This is a genomic window from Paenirhizobium selenitireducens ATCC BAA-1503 (assembly GCF_900492185.1).
In the GTDB taxonomy this organism is placed as follows: domain Bacteria; phylum Pseudomonadota; class Alphaproteobacteria; order Rhizobiales; family Rhizobiaceae; genus Allorhizobium; species Allorhizobium selenitireducens_A.
Map to the genome: position 1 here is coordinate 370611 of NZ_UEYP01000003.1, position 17651 is coordinate 388261.

Below are 17651 nucleotides of genomic sequence, written 5' to 3' on the forward strand. Positions count from 1 at the left end.
GCAATGAACCAGTCCCTGCTTACGAACCGCACCTTCGACGAGTTGAAGGTCGGCGACAGCGCCACGATCGCCCGCACCATCGGCCGCGAAGACATCGAGCTCTTCGCCCAGGCCTCCGGCGACTTCAATCCGGCCCATGTGGATCCGGTGTTCGCCGAAAAGGAGTTTTTCGGCCAGATCATCGCCCACGGCATGTGGACCGCCGCCATGGTGTCGGCCGTGCTCGGGACCAAGCTGCCCGGCCCCGGCACGATCTATCTCGGCCAGGAACTGCGTTTCCAGAAGCCGGTCTTCCCCGGCGACACGATCACCGCGATCGTCACGGTGACCGAGAAGCGTGCCGACAAGCGCATCGTCGTATTCGACACGCTCTGCACCAACCAGCACGGCGAGGATGTCCTGAGCGGTCTTGCTACCGTGATCGCTCCCTTCGAGCGCGTGGAATGGCCGCAGGTCACGTTCCCGGCGGTCGCCGCCCAGCATCACGACCGCTTCGAGGACATCATCGCCGAGGCGCGCGCACTGCCGCTGATCAGGACCGCCCTCGTTCATCCCTGCTCGCCAGAGGCCATCCAGGCCGCCTTCGAGATCCGCGACGAGAACCTGCTCGACCCCGTCCTGATCGGTCCCGAAGCCAAAATCCGCGCCGCCGCGGCAGAAGCCGGCGTCTCGCTTGACGGCTTCGAGATCATTTCGGTCGAGCACAGCCATGCCGCCGCCGAGAAGGCCGTGGAACTGGCGGTCGCCGGCAAGGTCTCGACCCTGATGAAGGGAAGTCTGCACTCCGACGAACTGCTGGGCGCCATCGTCGCTGCCGGCTCGGGGCTCAAGACCGAACGACGCATCAGCCATGTCTATGCCATGGACGTGCCGGCCTACGAAAAGCTGCTGGTGGTCACCGACGCGGCGATCAACATCGCCCCCACGCTCGACCACAAGCGCGACATCTGCCAGAACGCCATCGACCTTTTGCGACTGCTCGGCAATCCCAACCCCAAGGTCGCCGTACTCGCCGCGGTCGAGACGGTCAACGACAAGATGCAGGCGACGCTGGATGCTGCGGCGCTCACCGTCATGGCGGCGCGCGGCCAGATCACCGGCGGCAGCGTCGACGGGCCGCTGGCCTTCGACAATGCCATCAGCCTTGACGCCGCCCGCACCAAGGGCATCGTCTCGCCGGTCGCCGGCCAGGCCGACATCCTGCTCGTGCCGGATCTCGAAGCCGGCAACATGCTGGCCAAGCAATTGCTCTATTTCGCCGGCGCCGATGCCGCCGGCCTCGTGCTCGGCGCCCGCGTGCCGATCATCCTCACCAGCCGCTCCGACAGCCTCAAGGTTCGCGTCGCCTCGGCCGCGCTCGCCAAGCTGGTCGCCGCCAAGCGCGCGGCACAAGGGCTGCCAGCGCAATGAGGGAGAAGCTGCTCCTCACCTTCAATGCCGGATCTTCGACGGTGAAGATCGGCCTTTTCCGGCGCGAGGACGGCAAGGCACGGCGCATCGGCAAGGGCATGATCGACTTTCGCCACAAGCCGTTGACCTTCCACCTGGTCGAAGGCCCGGAAGTCTTCGACGTGCCGCTCGAGGCCGAAGGCGGCGACGTGCTGCATGAGGTGCTGGACGAAACCTTCGGTTGGCTGACGGAACACTTCGACATCGATGCCGTGACCGCCGTCGGCCACCGCGTCGTGCATGGCGGCGACGTCTTTGCCGGGCCGGTCAAGATCGATGAGGCGGTGCTCTCCGGGATTGCCGCGCTGACACCGCTCGCGCCGCTCCACCAGCCGCAGAACCTGCGTCTGATCGAGGCCATCCGCCACCTGAAGCCGCATCTGCCGCAGACCGCATCCTTCGACACCGCCTTCCACCGTACCCAGTCCGCGACCGTGCAGCGCTTCGCCATTCCGCGCCAGTATTTCGATCAGGGCATCAAGCGCTATGGATTCCACGGCCTGTCCTACAAGTACATCGCAGGTGCACTGGCGAAGCTCCGGCCCGAGCGCGCGGGCGCGCGAACCGTCGTCGCCCATCTCGGCAGTGGCGCCAGCATCTGCGCTATCCGGGATGGCCTGAGCCGCGACAGTTCCATGGGTTTTTCGACCATCGACGGCATCCCCATGGCGACCCGATCCGGCGCGCTCGATCCCGGCGTGATTTTTCACTTCATGGCACGTCTGGGTCTTACACGCGAAGAGGTGGAAGACATCGTCTACCACAAGTCCGGCCTGATAGGCCTCTCAGGCATCAGCGCCGACAGCCGCGTGCTGCTCGAAAGCAGCGCCACGGAGGCCGCCGAAGCGATCGACGTCTTCACCTTCCGCATCGCCGGCGAGATCGCCAGGCTTTCCGCCACCATCGGCGGGCTCGATACCCTGGTCTTCACCGCCGGTATCGGCGAGAACCAGCCGGCGATCCGCCGTAAGGTGTGCGAACGGCTCCCCTATCTCGGCATAGAGCTCGATGAAGCGGCGAACGACGCCAATGCACAGACGATCTCCGCGCCATCGGCCCCTGTCGCCGTCCTGGTCATCGAGACCGACGAGGAGCAGGTGATCGCCGACGAGGCGCTTTCCGTCCTTTAACGGCGCGAAAAGGCGGGACCGACATAGAACAGTCATATGCCGGCGCTAAGCACACTCGAATGCAAGGCCGCGACCGAGTCTTGTCTCCGCCCTCCCCTGCCCTGCCGACGAGGATGTCCGTTGCGTATCGAGACCTTTCAGAATGGTGAGCCGCGCCCTGGAGCCGATGCCGGGTGCTTTGTCATCGACAATGCGAAGATCGTGCTCAATGATACCGTCGTCGAAGGCTCGGTGGTGATCGAGGACGGCCGGATCGCTGCTCTGGGAACAGGCCGGGCCGGCGCCGGTGCACTGGACTTCGGCGGCGACTACCTCCTGCCCGGCCTCGTCGACATCCATACCGACCATTTCGAAAAGCACGTCTTTCCCCGCCCGCATGTCCGCTGGGATTACATGCGCGCCGCCCTTTCCCACGACGCCCAGATCATCGGCGGCGGCGTCACCACCGTGTTCGACAGCCTTTGCGTCGGCGTCTCCTCGGAAGACAGCGAACGGGCGGCGATCCTCGGCCCCATGATCGACGTGCTGGAGCGCGCCCAGGCCGCCGGCATGCTGCGTGCCGAGCATTTCGTCCACCTGCGTTGCGAGGTGGTGGACCCGCGCACGCCGGAACTCACGGCCGCCAATATCGACCGGCCGCTGGTGCGTGTCGTCTCGGTGATGGAGCATCTGCCCGGCATCCGCCAGAGCCGCGACATGGACGCCTACGTCAACCGCCTGCAGAAGGCAGGGGGCGAAAGCGAGGCGATCATCCGCGACCGCATCGCCCAGATGGTGGCCGAAAGATCGGACATCGGCCGCACGGTCCGCCCCGAGGTCGTGGCGCTCGCCCGCGCCCGCGGCCTGCCGCTTTTGAGCCATGACGACACCGACATCGAGCATGTCGACCTCGCCGCCGACGAGGGCGTGGCAATCTCGGAATTCCCCTGCACGCTGGAAGCGGCCCGCGAGGCCCGCGCCCGATCCATGCTGATCGTCGGCGGTGCGCCCAACATCGTGCGCGGCGGTTCGCAATCCGGCAATGTCGCGGTGCGCGACCTGCTGGCGGAAAGGCTTATAGACATCCTCGCCTCGGATTACGTGCCGCGCTCGATGCTCGATGCCGCCTTCCTGATCGCCAACGACCCGGCCCTCGACTACGACCTGGCCGCAGCCGTGCGCATGGTGACCAAGGCGCCCGCCGAAGCCGCAGGCCTTGCCGACCGCGGCGAGATCGCCGCGGGCAAGCGCGCCGACCTGATCCGTGTCGGCGAGCATGACGGCCATCCGTACCTGAAAGCCGTGTGGCGCAAGGGGCACCGGGTCGCCTGATCTCAGGCTTCCCGCACGAACCCCTCGCTCGCGGTCAACAGCTGGCGCGTATAGTCGGTGGAGAACTCCCGCGAGCGCAATTGCGCCACGTCGAGCGCCTCGACCACCTTGCCGGTCTTCATCACCGCCAGCCGCTCGCACATATGGCTGATCACCGCCAGGTCATGGCTGACCATGACGAAGGTCAGGCCACGATCGCGGCGCGCCTGTTCGAGCAGGTTGAGGATTTCCGCCTGGATCGAGGCGTCGAGCGCCGAGGTCGGCTCGTCGAGCAGCAACACCTTCGGTTCGACGATCAGTGCCCTCGCAACGGCGATGCGTTGCCGCTGGCCGCCGGACAGCTGGTGCGAGAAGCGAAAGCGGAAGCCGGAGCCCAGCCCCACTTCGTCCAGCGCCCGCGCGATGCGCGTCTCGGTATCGGCAAAGCCGTGAATGGCCAGCGGCTCCAGCAGCAGCCTGTCGACCGTCTGGCGCGGATGCAGCGAACCATAGGGGTCCTGGAACACCATCTGCACCGTGCGATAGAACTCATGGTCGCGCTTGTGACCGGTGAAACTGCGGCCGTTGACGGTGAGCGTGCCACTGTCGAAACGGTTGAGGCCGGCAACGGCGCGCAGCAGCGTCGACTTGCCCGATCCGGACTCGCCGACAATGCCGAAGGATTCGCCCGCGGCGATGTCGAGGCTCACCTCGTCGAGCGCGCGAAAGCCGCTGAAGGTGACGAGCATGTCGCGGATGGAAAGGGCCGGTACGGTCATAGCGCCCACTCCGCCTGGCGTTCGAGGACGGGCAGCGGATGCCGGTCCGCATGGATCTGCGGCAGACAGTTCAGCAGGCCGCGCGTATAGGGATGCTGCGCCTCGGAAAGCCGCGACGCAGGCAGTTCCTCGACCACGCGGCCGGCATACATGACCAGCACCCGGTCGCAGAAGGACGAGACGAGCCGCAGGTCGTGGCTGATGAAGATCAGCCCCATGCCGCGCTCGGACACCAGCTTGTCGAGGATCCCCAGCACTTCGAGCTGGACGGTGACGTCAAGCGCCGACGTCGGTTCGTCGGCGATCAGCAGTTCGGGTCCGCAAACCAGCATCATGGCGATCATGATGCGCTGGCCCATGCCGCCCGAGACTTCATGCGGATAGAGCCCGAAAACGCGTTCCGGATCATTGATCTGCACGGCTTCCAGCATGGCGAGGGCCCGCTGGCGGGTCTCGGCATTGGACAGGCGCTCGTGCGTTTGTAGGGTTTCCATGATCTGCCGGCCGATCGGCATGACCGGGTTCAGCGAATATTTCGGGTCCTGCAGGATCATGGCGATCTTCTTGCCGCGCAGAGAACGCCGCTCGCGTTTCGAGATCGACAGAAGGTCGGTGTCTCCGAAGGAAAGCCGGTCGGCGGTGATCCGCGCATGGCCGGGGGTCAGCCCCATGATGGCGCGGCCAGTCTGCGACTTGCCGGAGCCGCTCTCGCCGACGATACCCAGCCGCTCGCGTCCGAGCGTGAAGTTCACCCCGCGCACGGCCTCGACGAGACCGGTGCGGGTCGGAAAGCTGACCTTGAGGTTCTCGACGGTAAGGAGCGGTTTCATTGGCCGGCCTCCTTCGGATCGAGCGCGTCGCGCAGGCCGTCGCCCAAAAGGTTGAAGCCGAGCGAGACGATCAGGATGGCAAAGCCCGGCATGGCCGCGACCCACCACTGGTCGAGGATGAACCGGCGGCCCGACGCGATCATCGCGCCCCATTCCGGCAGCGGTGGCTGGGCGCCGAGGCCGAGGAAGCCGAGGCCGGCAGCGGTCAGGATGATGCCGGCCATGTCGAGCGTGACGCGGACGATCAGCGATGACATGCAGAGCGGCATGATGTGCGAAATGACGATCCGCAGCGGCGATGCACCCATCAGTTTGACCGCAGCGATGAAATCAGAGTTGCGGAAGGTCAGCGTCTCGGCCCGTGCAATGCGGGCATAAGGAGGCCACGACGTGATGGCGATGGCGAGCACCGCGTTCTCGATGCCCGGCCCGAGCGCCGCCACCAGCGCCAGCGCCAGGACGAGCTTGGGGAAGGCGAGGAAAATGTCGGTGATGCGCATCAGGACGGCATCGACCCATCCGCCCGCATAGCCGGACACTGTGCCGACGATCAACCCGATCGGCGCCGCGATGATCGCCACCAGGAAGATGACGAACAGGGTCAGCCGTGATCCGTGAATGAGCCGCGAGAGAATGTCACGGCCCTGGTCGTCAGTGCCGAGCAGGTAGCCAACCGTGCCGGGCGGCAAAAGCCGGGCATTGCGCAGATCCCCCTGCACCGGCGAATGCGGCGCCAGCACGTCGGCGAAGGCGGCGACGAACAGCAGGCCGAACAGGATCAGCAGGCCGAGCACCGCCAGACGGTTCTCGGAAAAGCGCCGCCAGATGATGTAGAGCCGGCCGAGCCGGGCCTGCCGGCGTGATTGCGGACGGTCGGAGAGCAGCCAGCCGCGCAGGCTCTGTTTGGTTTGGATGTCGGTCTGGCTCATCGGCTGCGCGTCCTCGGGTCGAGTGTGCGATAGAGGATATCGGTCAGAAGGTTGATGCCGATAAACACGGCGCCGATGACCATGGTGCCGCCCAGAACGGCGTTCATGTCGGCATTCTGCAGCGAGTTGGTGATGTAGAGGCCAAGCCCCGGCCAGGAGAAGATCGTCTCGGTCAGCACCGAGCCCTCGAGCAGGCCGGCATAGGACAACGCGATAACGGTCACCAGCGGCACGGCGGCATTGCGCAGCGCGTGGAACCAGATGATCCGCGTCTCCGACAGGCCCTTGGCCCGCGCGGCGACGATATATTCCTGGCTGAGCTCGTTCAGCATGAAGGAACGCGTCATCCGGCTGATATAGGCGAGCGAGAAATAGCCGAGCAGCGATCCGGGCAGGATGATGTGGCGGAACAGGTCCCACACAACGTCCCACTGGCGTTGCCAGGCGGCATCCAGCAGGAAGAAGCCGGTGACCGGCGTGAACGAATACTCATAGACGATGTCGACGCGTCCCGGATAGGCGACCCAGTTGAGCTTGGCATAGAAGAACACCAGCGCCAGAAGACCGAGCCAGAAGATCGGCACGGAATAGCCGATAAGCCCGATGACGCGGACGATCTGGTCGGCGATCGAGCCGCGCTTGACCGCGGCGAGAACGCCGAGCGGTATGCCGAAGACGGCGCCGATCAGCGTGCCCACGCTGGCAAGCTCGATGGTCGCCGGAAATACCCGAAGAATGTCGGTCATCACCGGATTGGTGGTCAGCACCGAAGTTCCGAAGTCGCCGGAAAGCGCCTGTCGGACATAGATGAAGAACTGCTGGTAGAGCGGCAGGTTGAGGCCGAGTTCCTCGCGCACGCGCTCGACGACATGGGCGGGTGCCCGGTCGCCGACAATGGCGAGCGCCGGATCGATGGGAACGACGCGGCCGATGAAGAAGGTCACGGCCAGAAGGCCGAGATAGGTCGTCACCACGGTCACCAGGAACCGCAGCAACGACATGGCGAAGGCCGAGGCGCCGGCGCCGGAGCGCCGCGCCTCGGTTTTTGTCTCGAGAAGGGCCAAGAACCTCAGTCCTTGGATACGGTGTAGACGAAGTTGGTGTCGAAGCTCGGGCCGAGCTTGTAGCCCTTCAGCTTGTCCGAATAGCCGGCGACTTCCGTCTGCTGGAAGATGACGACGAACGGACCGGTCGTCAGCACCTGCTTCTGCAGGTCTTCATAGATCGCGGCGCGCGCGGCCGAATCCTTCTCCAGAAGCGCGGCCTGGGTCTTCTTCGTCAGTTCCGGAACGTCCCAGGCATTGCGCCAGGCGAGCGTCTTGGTCTTGCCTTCGTCCGAATTGTCGGGGTTGTAGGTGAAGGTCTCGGCATTGGAGTTCGGGTCGAAATAGTCCGAGCCCCACTGGCCAATATAGATGTCGTGCTGGCGGGCGCGATACTTGGTCAGCGTCTGCTTGCCGTCGCCGGGGATGATTTCCAGCTTGATGCCGGCCTGGGCCAGCGTCTGCTGGACGTTTTCGGCAATGCCGGTGACCGGCTGGGTGTTGCGCACGTCCATGGTGACGGTGAAGCCGTCGGCCAGACCGGCCTTGGCCAGCAGTTCCTTGGCCTTGGCGACGTCGAGCTTGTAGGGCTTGTCGTCGAGGGCGCCGAGCTGGCCGGCCGGCAGGAAGGTCTGGTGGATCGTGCCGATGCCCTTGATCAGGGTCTCGCCGATCGCGTCATAGTCGACCAGGTACTTGAAGGCTTCGACCACTTCCGGCTTGGCCAGGTTCTCGTTCTTCTGGTTGAGGCTGAAATAGTAGAGCGTGCCTTTCGGAGCCGAGGTAAGGGCGATGCCCTCCTTCTTGGATACCGCATCGACATCGCCCGGCTCGAGGTTGCGGGCCACGTCGACATCACCGTTTTCCAGCGCCAGGCGCTGGCCGGCGCTTTCCTTCATGTGGCGATAGATCACGCGGGCAAGGGCCGGCTTCTCGCCGAAGTAATTGTCGTTGCGCTCCAGAACGACGACTTCGTTGGCGCGCCATTCGCGGATCTTGTACGGGCCGGAGCCGGCATAGCCGGTCTTGAGGAACTCGTTGCCGAAATCGGTGTCATATTTGTATTCGGCGGTCGGCGTCACCGGCTTGGCGTTGTCCATCACGACCTTCTTGTCGAGGACGGAGGCCACGGTGGAGGTCAGCACGTTGAGTACGAAGCTCGGCGCATAGGCCTTGTCGACGGTCAGCACGAAGGTCGTCTCGTCGGCGGCCTTGGCCTTGTCCGCGACATTGTCGCCGTTGAGGCCGAACTGGGTGAGCAGGAAGGCCGGCGACTTGTCGAGCTTGACGGCGCGCTCGAACGAGAAGGCGACGTCTTCGGCGGTGATCGGGTTGCCAGAGGCGAATTTCAAGCCCGGCTTCAGCTTGAACGTATAGGTCAAGCCGTCTTCGGAAATCGTCCAGCTCTCGGCCAGTTCGCCGACGACCTTCGACGTGTCGTTCATGTCGAGATTGACGAGCTTACTATAGGTGTTGGCGGTCACCTCGGCGGTCGAGATCTCGAAGGCTTCACCCGGATCGAGCGTGATTATGTCATCGAAGGCCCAGCCCTGTACCAGCGTGTCGGCCGGCGTCGCGGCGAAGGCCTGCGGCGCGGAAGCCATGAGCAGCGCCATGGCCGCGCTGGTGGTCAGCAGACGCATGGACTTGTTGAAGGAATGTATCATTTTTGTCGTTCCCCTGTTTTTCCGATTGGTCTTTTTCAAAACGCCCGCAGCCTATTCGTGCCAGGCGGACGCCAGAACTCTCAGCCAGTTCTCCCGGCATATCTTGGCAAGGTCCTGATCAGCGTATCCGGCGGCTTTCAGGGCCGCAACCAGTTTCTGATTGCCGCCCGCATCGGCTATTTCGGCCGGAATCGTCGCGCCGTCGAAGTCTGAACCGAGCGCCACGCAGTCGATCCCCATGCGCTCGACCATGTAGTCGACATGGCGCACCATGGCGCTGATCGGCGTATCCGCATCGTCCCTTGCATCGTCGCGCAGCATGGTCACGGCATAGTTGAGGCCGACCAGACCGGCGCTTTCCTTGATCGCGTCGAACTGCTTGTCCGTAAGGTTGCGCGCCACCGGCGTCAGCGCATGGACATTGGAATGGCTGGCGACCAGCGGCTGGTCGCTGGTCTTGGCCACATCCCAGAAACCCTTTTCCGTGATGTGGGCGAGGTCGACCAGGATGCCGAGCCGATTGCAGGCCTTCACCAGTTCGAAGCCGGCATCGGTCAATCCGGGCCCGGCATCCGGCGATGCCGGATAGGCGAAAGGCACGCCGTGGCCGAAGATGTTGTTGCGGCTCCACACCGGCCCGAGCGACCGCAATCCGGCAGCATGGAAGGTCTCGAGCGCGTCGAGATCCTCGTCGATCGCCTCGCAGCCCTCCATGTGCATGACCGCGGCGAAAATGCCGTCGTCCATCGCCTTGCGGATCTCGCCGGTCGAACGGCACAGCCGCCAGGCGCCGGCCCGGTCGAGCCGAAGGGCTATCGAGGCCATGCCGAGAGCGATGTCAAGCGATGGCTGGCGCTCGAGCGGTTCCTCGAGCGGCGTGGAATAATGACCCTCGGCGTCGGGCTCCTTCAACGAGAAGTCGCCGTCGGAGGGAATGTAGATGGCACAAAGCCCGCCGGCCAGTCCGCCCGCCTTGGCGCGCGGTCCGTCGATATGGCCTTCCCTCGTACCGTCGACGAACTCCGCGACCGGATCGCCCCCGTTCGCCCGCCCTCGCCAGAGCCGCAGCAGGAGGTCGTTGTGGCCGTCGAAAACCCGTTCCATGAAGAGAAATTCCTGCCGTCCAAGAGCGAAGATGATTGTCCCGGAACGACTGCACAGACGATTCCGGCACGATAGGCACAGCGGCCGAGACCGCTTGTTGAACTAACGTAGAACTAAATCGCGCGCCGGTTCAAGCCAAAAAAAAGCGATTGCGAACAAGGCGATGCGCGCAGGAGTAGCAGGCCCGCCTCCGCCCCGCGCAACCGGGGCTCCCTGTTTCATCGGCCACAATTCCGGGACCTTTCGGCCGCCCGGCGGGGGTCGCTCAAAATTTGCTCCGCATGGCGAAATAAAAATGGTCAAGCGACCAAATTTGCGGCACGATACCAAAATTCCGCCCTGCGCGGGATCGGGCTTGGAGGAGCCCGCAGTGGAGCAACGCCTTTACGCATCGCCGGATTTCAGCGGGTTCAGAGGGCGCGTAGGCTCCGATCGGGAGGAGACGAGGAGGAATTCGTCACATCATAGCGCGTGGCACGCTTATTGCGTCGCCATGATCGACGAGCCGACCGGGCGCGACAGCAGGCCGGCCATGCCGGAACGCGAACTGTTGCCGGAAAAGATCCATTTCAAACCTGGGGATATTTCTTGAGTTCGACATCGAAGAAGGCCGCAATCGAAATCCGGGACGTCGGCCGCGTCTATGGCGCAGGCGCCGGTCAGGTCACCGCGCTCGACCGCATCAACCTGACGATCCGCGAGAACGAATTCTTCACCCTGCTCGGCCCGTCCGGCTGCGGCAAGACCACGCTTTTGCGGCTGATCGCCGGTTTCGACTTTCCGACGAACGGCGAGATCCTGCTGAATGGCGAGGACATCGCTCCGCTGCCGCCGTTCAAGAGGCCGGTCAACACCGTGTTCCAGTCCTATGCCCTCTTCCCGCACATGACAGTTTCCGAGAACATCGGCTTCGGCCTGAAGATGCTCGGCAAGCCTGCAGTCGAGGTGAAGGCGCGCGTCGACGAGATGCTGGCCCTCGTCCATATGGAATCGATGCGCGACCGCTCGGTTGCCCAGATCTCCGGCGGCCAGCAGCAGCGCGTCGCACTTGCCCGCGCGCTTGCGCCAAAGCCTAAGGTCCTGCTGCTCGACGAACCGCTCTCGGCGCTGGACTACAAGCTGCGCAAGGAGATGCAGATCGAACTGAAGCGGGTCCAGGCCGAGACCGGCATCACCTTCATCTTCGTCACGCACGACCAGGAAGAGGCGCTCACCATGTCCGACCGCATCGCCGTCATGTCGAACGGCGAGGTGCGCCAGGTCGGCTCGGCCCACGAAATCTACGAGCGCCCCGCCGACCGTTTCGTCGCCGACTTCATCGGCGAGTCGAACTTCCTCGCCGGCGATGTGGTCGATCTTGGCGAAAACGCGGCCACTGTCCGGCTGACCGCCGGAACCGTCATCGAAGCCTCGCTTCCGGGAGACATGCGACCGTCCGGCCAGGTCACCATCGTCGTGCGCCCCGAACATGCCTCGCTCGCCGAGCCCGGCGCCGGCAGTTTCGACGGCGTGCTGAGCGACGCCATCTATTTCGGCACCGACACGCATTTCCACATCCTGCTCGACAACGGCGACAGCTTCATCGTGCGGGAACAGAACATGCGCAACAGCACCGTGGCGCATGAGAAGGGCGCGCGCGTCGCTGTCCGTCTCGGCCCGCAGGCCGCGCAGATCCTCAAGGGGTAGAGGCCATGAGCACCGCCGCCGAAGCCGCCTCCGCGGCAAAAGCCAAGGACATCCGCGATCGCTGGCTGCTCAGCGCCCCGGCCCTGCTCCTCATTGCACTGGCCAGCGTCGGCCCGCTGCTGATCGTGCTGATCTATTCCTTCCTCGCGCCAGGGCCCTATGGCGACGTGAAATGGGAATTCTCGACGGAGGCCTGGTTCAACGTTTTCCTGTCGCGCGACATCTTTGACGGCACGATCTCGATCGCCGACGCCCATGTCTCGATCCTCTGGCGCTCGATCAAGCTGGCCGTCGCGACCACCATCATTTCGCTGGTCTTCGGCTTCCCCACGGCCTATTTCATCGCCAGCCGACCGCCCCACATCCGCTCGGTCTGGCTTTTCCTGATCACCATCCCCTTCTGGACCAATATGCTGATCCGCGCCTTCGCCATTCAGGAGGTGATCCGCAACGAGGGGCTCGCCAACACCATCCTGATTAAGCTCGGCGTCATCTCAGCGCCGATCCAGATGCTCTACACCGATTTCGCCATCCTGCTCGGCATGGCCTATGTCCACCTGCCGCTGATGGTGCTGCCGCTCTATGCCAGCATGGAGAAGCTCGACTTCCGCCTGGTCGAGGCCGGCTACGATCTCTATGCCACCCGTTTCCAGGTGCTGCGCCGCATCATCATTCCGCTGGTCAAGCCCGGCATCATTGCCGGCTCGATCCTGGTCTTCATTCCGGCGCTGTCGTCCTACGTGATCCCGCGCATCCTCGGCGGCGGCAAGAACCTGATGATCGGCAACCTGATCGAGCTGCAGTTCGGCCAGGGTCGCAACTGGCCGCTCGGCGCCGCGCTGTCGATTACCCTGGTGATCATCGTGCTGGCCGCCATGCTCTACTATGTGAAGAATGCCGGAAAGACCGGAGGCGGCCATGCATAAGGGTTTCAACATCCGCACGCAGACGGGCTTCGCCACGATCGCCATGCTGTGCTTCTTCATCCTCTACCTGCCGATCGCCACCCTGGTCGTCTTCGCCTTCAACTCCGGCACCTCGATCGCGCTCTGGGAGGGTTTCTCGCTGCGCTGGTTCGCCGCCGCATGGAATAACCAGCAGGTCATCGAAGCCTCGATCCGCTCGGTGAAGATTGCCGCCGTCGCCGCCGTGATCGCAACGGCGGTGGCCACCCTCGCGGCCATTGCCACGACCCGAACCGCCGCCTATCGCGGCCTGACCTTCAAATATTCCTTCCTCAACATGCCGCTGATGGTGCCGGAAATCGTCACCGCCGTTGCGCTGTTGATCTTCTTCTCGCGCGTCAAGGTCTGGACCGGCTATTCCGGCCTCGGCTATCTGATCCTGGCCCACACGGCCTTCTGCATCCCCTTCGCCTACCTGCCGATCCGCGCCCGCCTGGAGAGCATGGACCTGGCGCTGGAGCGCGCCGCGGCCGACCTTTACGCGACGCCGTTCAAGGTTTTCCGCCATGTCACCCTGCCGCTGCTGTGGCCCGGCATCCTTGCCGGCCTGATGCTGGCCTTCGTCATCTCGCTCGACGACGTGGTGATCACCGAATTCGTGAAATCCGGCGGTCAGGACACGCTCCCGACCTACATGCTCGGCCAGCTGCGCCGCGCCATCACGCCGGAGATGAATGCCATCTCGACAGTCTTTCTGCTGCTGTCGCTGGCGGTTGTCACGATCTTCTTCTTCCTCAGCAGATCCAACGAGAAAACCGAGTAGAAACAGGAGTGGGAACCATGAAAAAGACCTTGAGACTCGCAACCGCAGCCGCAGCCCTGCTGGCGTCGTGCGCCTTCGCCCATGCCGAAGGCGAACTGAACATCTTCAACTGGGGCAATTACACCAATCCCGAACTGATCAAGAAGTTCGAGGAACAGTACAAGGTCAAGGTAACCCTGACCGACTACGATTCCAACGACACCGCGCTCGCCAAGATCCGCCAGGGTGGTCACGGCTTCGACATCGTCGTGCCCTCGGCCTCGGCCATGCCGGTCTTCATCGGCGAGGGACTGCTACTCGAATCGCGCCCCGACCAGATGGAAAACTTCAAGAACATGGACCCCAAATGGGTTGATGTTCCCTTCGATCCGGGCCGCCATTACTCCGTTCCGTGGCAGTGGGGCACGACCGGCGTCGCCGTCGACAAGTCGGTCTATTCAGGCGATCCGAACACCTCGGCGATCTTCCTCGACCCACCGGCAGAACTGGTCGGCAAGGTCAATGTCGTGCCCGAAATGTCGGACGTCATGCACCTGGCGATCAGCTATGCCGGGGGCGAACCCTGCACCGGCGACATGGAAGTGTTGAAGAAGGTCCGCGACCTGCTGGCGGCCGCCAAGCCGAAATGGATCTCGATGGATTACGGTACGGTCGAGAAATACACCAAGGGCGACCTTGCCGCTTCCGTCGACTGGAACGGCGCGACCTTCCGCGGCCGCCTGGCCAACCCCAACATCGTCTACGGCTACCCGAAGGAAGGCTATCCGATCTGGATGGACAATGCCTCGATCCTCAAGGATGCCAAGAATGTCGAGAACGCCAAGCTGTTCCTGAACTTCATCATGGCCCCGGAAAACGCCGCCCTGATCTCCGCCTTCGCCCGCTATGCCAACGGCATCAAGGGTTCGGAAGCTTTCATGCCGGAAGACATGAAAACCGCTCCGGAAGTGAACATCCCGGAATCGGCCAAGGCCGCCGGCAAGTTCAACCTCGCCTGCAAGCCGGAAGTCCAGGAAATCTACACCAAGATCTGGACCGAGATTCAGAAGTAACCGGCCAGATCCGAACCTGCATGACGACGGGGGAGCCTCACGGGCTCTCCCGTTCCAAGGGAATATGCCAATGACAACCGAATTCGAGAAAGCCCACGGCTTCGCGCGCCGCGACGTGACGATCGCCAACTGGCGCACCGCCCCCTATAGCCGCTGGTCGTTCCAGAACCTGCGCGAAATGGTTCCGACCGCGGAAATCCGCGCCGCAGCCGAGGAGCCGGAAGCGGCCCTTTCCTCCTCGCCGCTGCTCGACACTCCCCTCGAAACCGGGCTTGCCGGCACGACAAATGCCCGTGCCTTCCTCGACTATGCCCACACCGACGCCTTCGTCCTGATGAAGGGCGGCCGGATCGTCGCCGAACATTATGCGCCGCATGCCCATGTCAACGCGCGCCACATCGTCTTTTCCATCAGCAAATCGCTGACCGCGCTGGTATCCGCCGTCCTCGAAGGACAGGGCGTTATCGATCCGGATTGCCCGGTGGTCAGCCTGATCCCCGAGGCCAAAGGCTCGGCCTATGGCGATTGCAGCTATCGCGACGTGCTCGACATGCGCGTCAGTCTCGATTTCGACGAGGCCTATCTCGACAAGAACGGCGCCTTTGCCCGCTACCGCCGCTCGACATTGTGGAACCCGTCGGAAGCCGGCGCCCCGGTCGAGACGCTCATCGAATTCCTGATGACGATCCAGAAGGCCGACCGTCCCCATGGCGGTCCCTTCTTCTACGCCTCGCCCAATTCCGACCTGCTCGGCATCCTGATCGAGCGTGCCACCGGCCGCCGTTATGTCGACCTGTTTTCCGATCTCCTGTGGAAGCCACTCGGCGCGAAGAACCACGCACTGGTCAGCGTCGATGGCGCAGGCACGGCGCGTTCGGCCGGCGGCGTCTGCGTCACCGCCCGCGACCTTGCCCGCGTCGGCCAGATGCTGCTCGACGGCGGTAGTGCCAACGGCCGCCAGGTGGTGCCCACAGCCTGGGTCGAGGACATGCAGACCGCCGGCGATCCGAAGGCCTGGGCCGCGAGCCAGCCGACCATGCTGCCGAACGGCCGCTACCGCAGCAAGTGGTACCAGACGGGCGAGCCCGACGGCGCCTTCTGCGCCATCGGCATCCACGGCCAGTGGCTCTATGTCGACCCGTCGACCGAAACGGTGATCGTCAAGCTGTCGTCTCAGCCAAACCCGCTCGACGACGAACTCAAGCAGGACAATTTCGCCTTTTTCCGCGCGCTGAGCCGCATCAGCGCCTGAACCGTCACCTCTCTATTTTTTCCGGGACCCACGACATGTCGCAGACCGCAGACCTCATCATCCGCAACGCCCGCGTCCTGACCATGGACGAGACGGCGCCGAAAGCCGAAGCCGTCGCCATTGTCGGCAACCGCATCCTCGCGGTCGGCGGCAATGACGAGGTCATGGCGCTGGCCGGCGGCTCGACACGGGTGATCGACGCAAAGAGCGCCACCGTGATGCCGGGCTTCAACGAAGCCCACATGCACATCTTCATGGGCTCGCTGTCGCTGGTTCAGTTGAACCTGCACGCAGTGCACGGCTTCGAGGCGATGAAGAGCGCCATCCTCGACTATGCCGCGAACAACCCCGACGAACCGGTGCTGCTCGCCTATTCCGCCGATTACGGCATCCTCGGCGAACTTGGCCCGACAACGCGTCACCATCTCGACGCCATCCTGCCGGACCGCCCCTTCATGATGTACGCGCCGGACCACCATACCGCGTGGGCCAATACCGCCGCGCTCAAGCTCGCCGACCTGCTGCACGGCCGCGACGTCGGCATCGGCAATGAGGTGGTGATGGGCGAGGACGGACTGGCGACCGGCGAACTGCGCGAGACCAATGCCATCACGCCGGTCGCGCGCCTCGCCTCGACCGGCGGTCGCGAAGGTCTTGGCATCGCCACCGGCGGCGACCCGGAAAACCTCACCCCCGAGCAGCGCGCCGTCGACCGCGCCATCCTCAAGCGCGGCCTCGAATACTGCGCCTCGGAAGGCCTCACCTCGCTGCAAAACTTCGACGGCAATCTCTACCAGCTGGAGCTGATGGCCGACCTGGAGGCCGCCGGCGAACTGCCGGTGCGCATCCGCATCCCCTTCCACATGAAGAACTTCATGGATCTTTCCATGCTCAACAAGGCGGCGCAGTGGAAAAAGCGCTTCGCCTCCGACATGGTCCGTGGCGATTTCGTCAAGGTCTTCATGGACGGCGTCATCGACAGCCAGACCGCCTACATGCTGGACGGCTATGGTGACCGTCCCGACTACGACTGCGAACCGCTGTTCACGGCCGAAGCCTTCGACGCGGTGGCGACGAAGGCCGACAGCCTCGGGCTGCAGGTTGCCGTACATGCGATCGGCAGCGCGGCCGTGCGCCAGACGCTGGATGGCTACGAGGCGGCAATCAAGGCCAACGGCAAACGCGACAGCCGCCACCGCATCGAGCATATAGAAATCATTCATCCCGACGACATCCCGCGCTTCAAGGAACTCGGCGTCGTCGCCTCCATGCAGCCGGTCCATGTTCCCGGCGGCTCCTGCTTCCCGCTGGAGCCGACCGTCACGCGGCTCGGCGAGGACCGCTGGAAATATGCCTATGCCTGGCGGACGCTGAAGGACGCGGGTGCCCGCATGGTGTTCGCCACCGACTGGCCGATCTCGCCGGTCTCGCCGTTTGAATGCATCCAGAACGCGCTGACCCGCAAGCCGTGGCGCAAGGGCGATCCGGACCAGCGCATGACACTTCAGGAATCGCTCTATGCCTATACGGCCGAGGGCGCCTGGGTCGAGTTCATGGAAGACCGCAAGGGCAAGCTGAAGCCCGGCTTCCTCGCCGACATCGTCGTTTTGTCGCAAGACATCGAGGCGGCCGCACCCGACCGGGTCGCCGATGTCCGCCCGCGCATTACCATCTGCGACGGCCGTATAACCCACGAGGCCCCCTGACCGCAC

At 64.1% G+C, this 17651-nt stretch carries 15 protein-coding genes; 9 read left to right on the forward strand and 6 right to left on the reverse strand.

Going from position 1 to position 17651, the window contains the following annotated elements; translation table 11 throughout:
* Nucleotides 1-3 precede the first annotated feature (3 nt).
* The 3 genes from RHIZ70P_RS07915 (at nucleotide 4) to RHIZ70P_RS07925 (ending at nucleotide 3890) form a co-directional block, all read left to right on the forward strand.
* Entirely contained in the window at nucleotides 4-1410 is a 1407-nt protein-coding gene (locus RHIZ70P_RS07915; protein WP_115669835.1) for a bifunctional enoyl-CoA hydratase/phosphate acetyltransferase, read from the forward strand.
* Nucleotides 1407-2579: an acetate/propionate family kinase gene (locus RHIZ70P_RS07920; RefSeq protein ID WP_115669836.1), complete on the forward strand. Its 1173-nt coding sequence runs from the start codon at nucleotides 1407-1409 to the stop codon at nucleotides 2577-2579. Before RHIZ70P_RS07915 ends, RHIZ70P_RS07920 begins: the two co-directional genes overlap by 4 nt.
* A 120-nt stretch (nucleotides 2580-2699) precedes the next feature.
* Nucleotides 2700-3890, forward strand: a complete 1191-nt coding sequence (locus RHIZ70P_RS07925) for an alpha-D-ribose 1-methylphosphonate 5-triphosphate diphosphatase (protein WP_235842174.1) — start codon at nucleotides 2700-2702, stop codon at nucleotides 3888-3890.
* Between the two features lie 2 nt (nucleotides 3891-3892).
* Here RHIZ70P_RS07925 and RHIZ70P_RS07930 read toward each other — a convergent pair whose 3' ends face one another.
* From RHIZ70P_RS07930 to RHIZ70P_RS07955, 6 genes are all read right to left on the reverse strand, one after another.
* A complete protein-coding gene (locus RHIZ70P_RS07930; protein WP_115669838.1) occupies nucleotides 3893-4648 on the reverse strand; it encodes an ABC transporter ATP-binding protein in 756 nt (251 codons plus the stop codon).
* Entirely contained in the window at nucleotides 4645-5478 is an 834-nt protein-coding gene (locus RHIZ70P_RS07935) for an ABC transporter ATP-binding protein (protein ID WP_115669839.1), read from the reverse strand. Before RHIZ70P_RS07935 ends, RHIZ70P_RS07930 begins: the two co-directional genes overlap by 4 nt.
* On the reverse strand, nucleotides 5475-6407 hold the full coding sequence (locus RHIZ70P_RS07940) for an ABC transporter permease (protein WP_115669840.1): 933 nt from the start codon (nucleotides 6405-6407) through the stop codon (nucleotides 5475-5477). Before RHIZ70P_RS07940 ends, RHIZ70P_RS07935 begins: the two co-directional genes overlap by 4 nt.
* The gene (locus RHIZ70P_RS07945) at nucleotides 6404-7408 is read right to left on the reverse strand and encodes an ABC transporter permease (RefSeq protein WP_419178283.1); all 1005 of its coding nucleotides are present in this window, start codon (nucleotides 7406-7408) and stop codon (nucleotides 6404-6406) included. The genes RHIZ70P_RS07940 and RHIZ70P_RS07945 overlap by 4 nt, the downstream gene beginning before the upstream one ends.
* Nucleotides 7409-7476: 68 nt before the next feature.
* Entirely contained in the window at nucleotides 7477-9117 is a 1641-nt protein-coding gene (locus RHIZ70P_RS07950; protein ID WP_115669842.1) for an ABC transporter substrate-binding protein, read from the reverse strand.
* A 51-nt stretch (nucleotides 9118-9168) separates the two neighbouring features.
* Nucleotides 9169-10221, reverse strand: a complete 1053-nt coding sequence (locus RHIZ70P_RS07955; RefSeq protein ID WP_115669843.1) for a dipeptidase — start codon at nucleotides 10219-10221, stop codon at nucleotides 9169-9171.
* Between the two features lie 588 nt (nucleotides 10222-10809).
* Between RHIZ70P_RS07955 and RHIZ70P_RS07960 the strand changes: the two genes are divergently transcribed.
* From RHIZ70P_RS07960 to RHIZ70P_RS07985, 6 genes are all read left to right on the forward strand, one after another.
* Nucleotides 10810-11907 (forward strand): ABC transporter ATP-binding protein, encoded by a 1098-nt coding sequence (locus RHIZ70P_RS07960; protein ID WP_115669844.1) that lies wholly within the window; start codon nucleotides 10810-10812, stop codon nucleotides 11905-11907.
* 5 nt (nucleotides 11908-11912) lie between these two features.
* A complete protein-coding gene (locus tag RHIZ70P_RS07965; RefSeq protein ID WP_115669845.1) occupies nucleotides 11913-12833 on the forward strand; it encodes an ABC transporter permease in 921 nt (306 codons plus the stop codon).
* The gene (locus RHIZ70P_RS07970; protein ID WP_115669846.1) at nucleotides 12826-13635 is read left to right on the forward strand and encodes an ABC transporter permease; all 810 of its coding nucleotides are present in this window, start codon (nucleotides 12826-12828) and stop codon (nucleotides 13633-13635) included. Before RHIZ70P_RS07965 ends, RHIZ70P_RS07970 begins: the two co-directional genes overlap by 8 nt.
* Nucleotides 13636-13652: 17 nt before the next feature.
* Nucleotides 13653-14687 carry an extracellular solute-binding protein gene (locus tag RHIZ70P_RS07975; protein WP_115669847.1) on the forward strand — a complete coding sequence of 345 codons (1035 nt, stop codon included), beginning with the start codon at nucleotides 13653-13655 and terminating at the stop codon, nucleotides 14685-14687.
* A gap of 70 nt (nucleotides 14688-14757) precedes the next feature.
* Nucleotides 14758-15939, forward strand: a complete 1182-nt coding sequence (locus tag RHIZ70P_RS07980) for a serine hydrolase domain-containing protein (RefSeq protein WP_115669848.1) — start codon at nucleotides 14758-14760, stop codon at nucleotides 15937-15939.
* A gap of 35 nt (nucleotides 15940-15974) precedes the next feature.
* On the forward strand, nucleotides 15975-17645 hold the full coding sequence (locus RHIZ70P_RS07985) for an amidohydrolase (RefSeq protein ID WP_115669849.1): 1671 nt from the start codon (nucleotides 15975-15977) through the stop codon (nucleotides 17643-17645).
* Nucleotides 17646-17651: the final 6 nt, after the last annotated feature.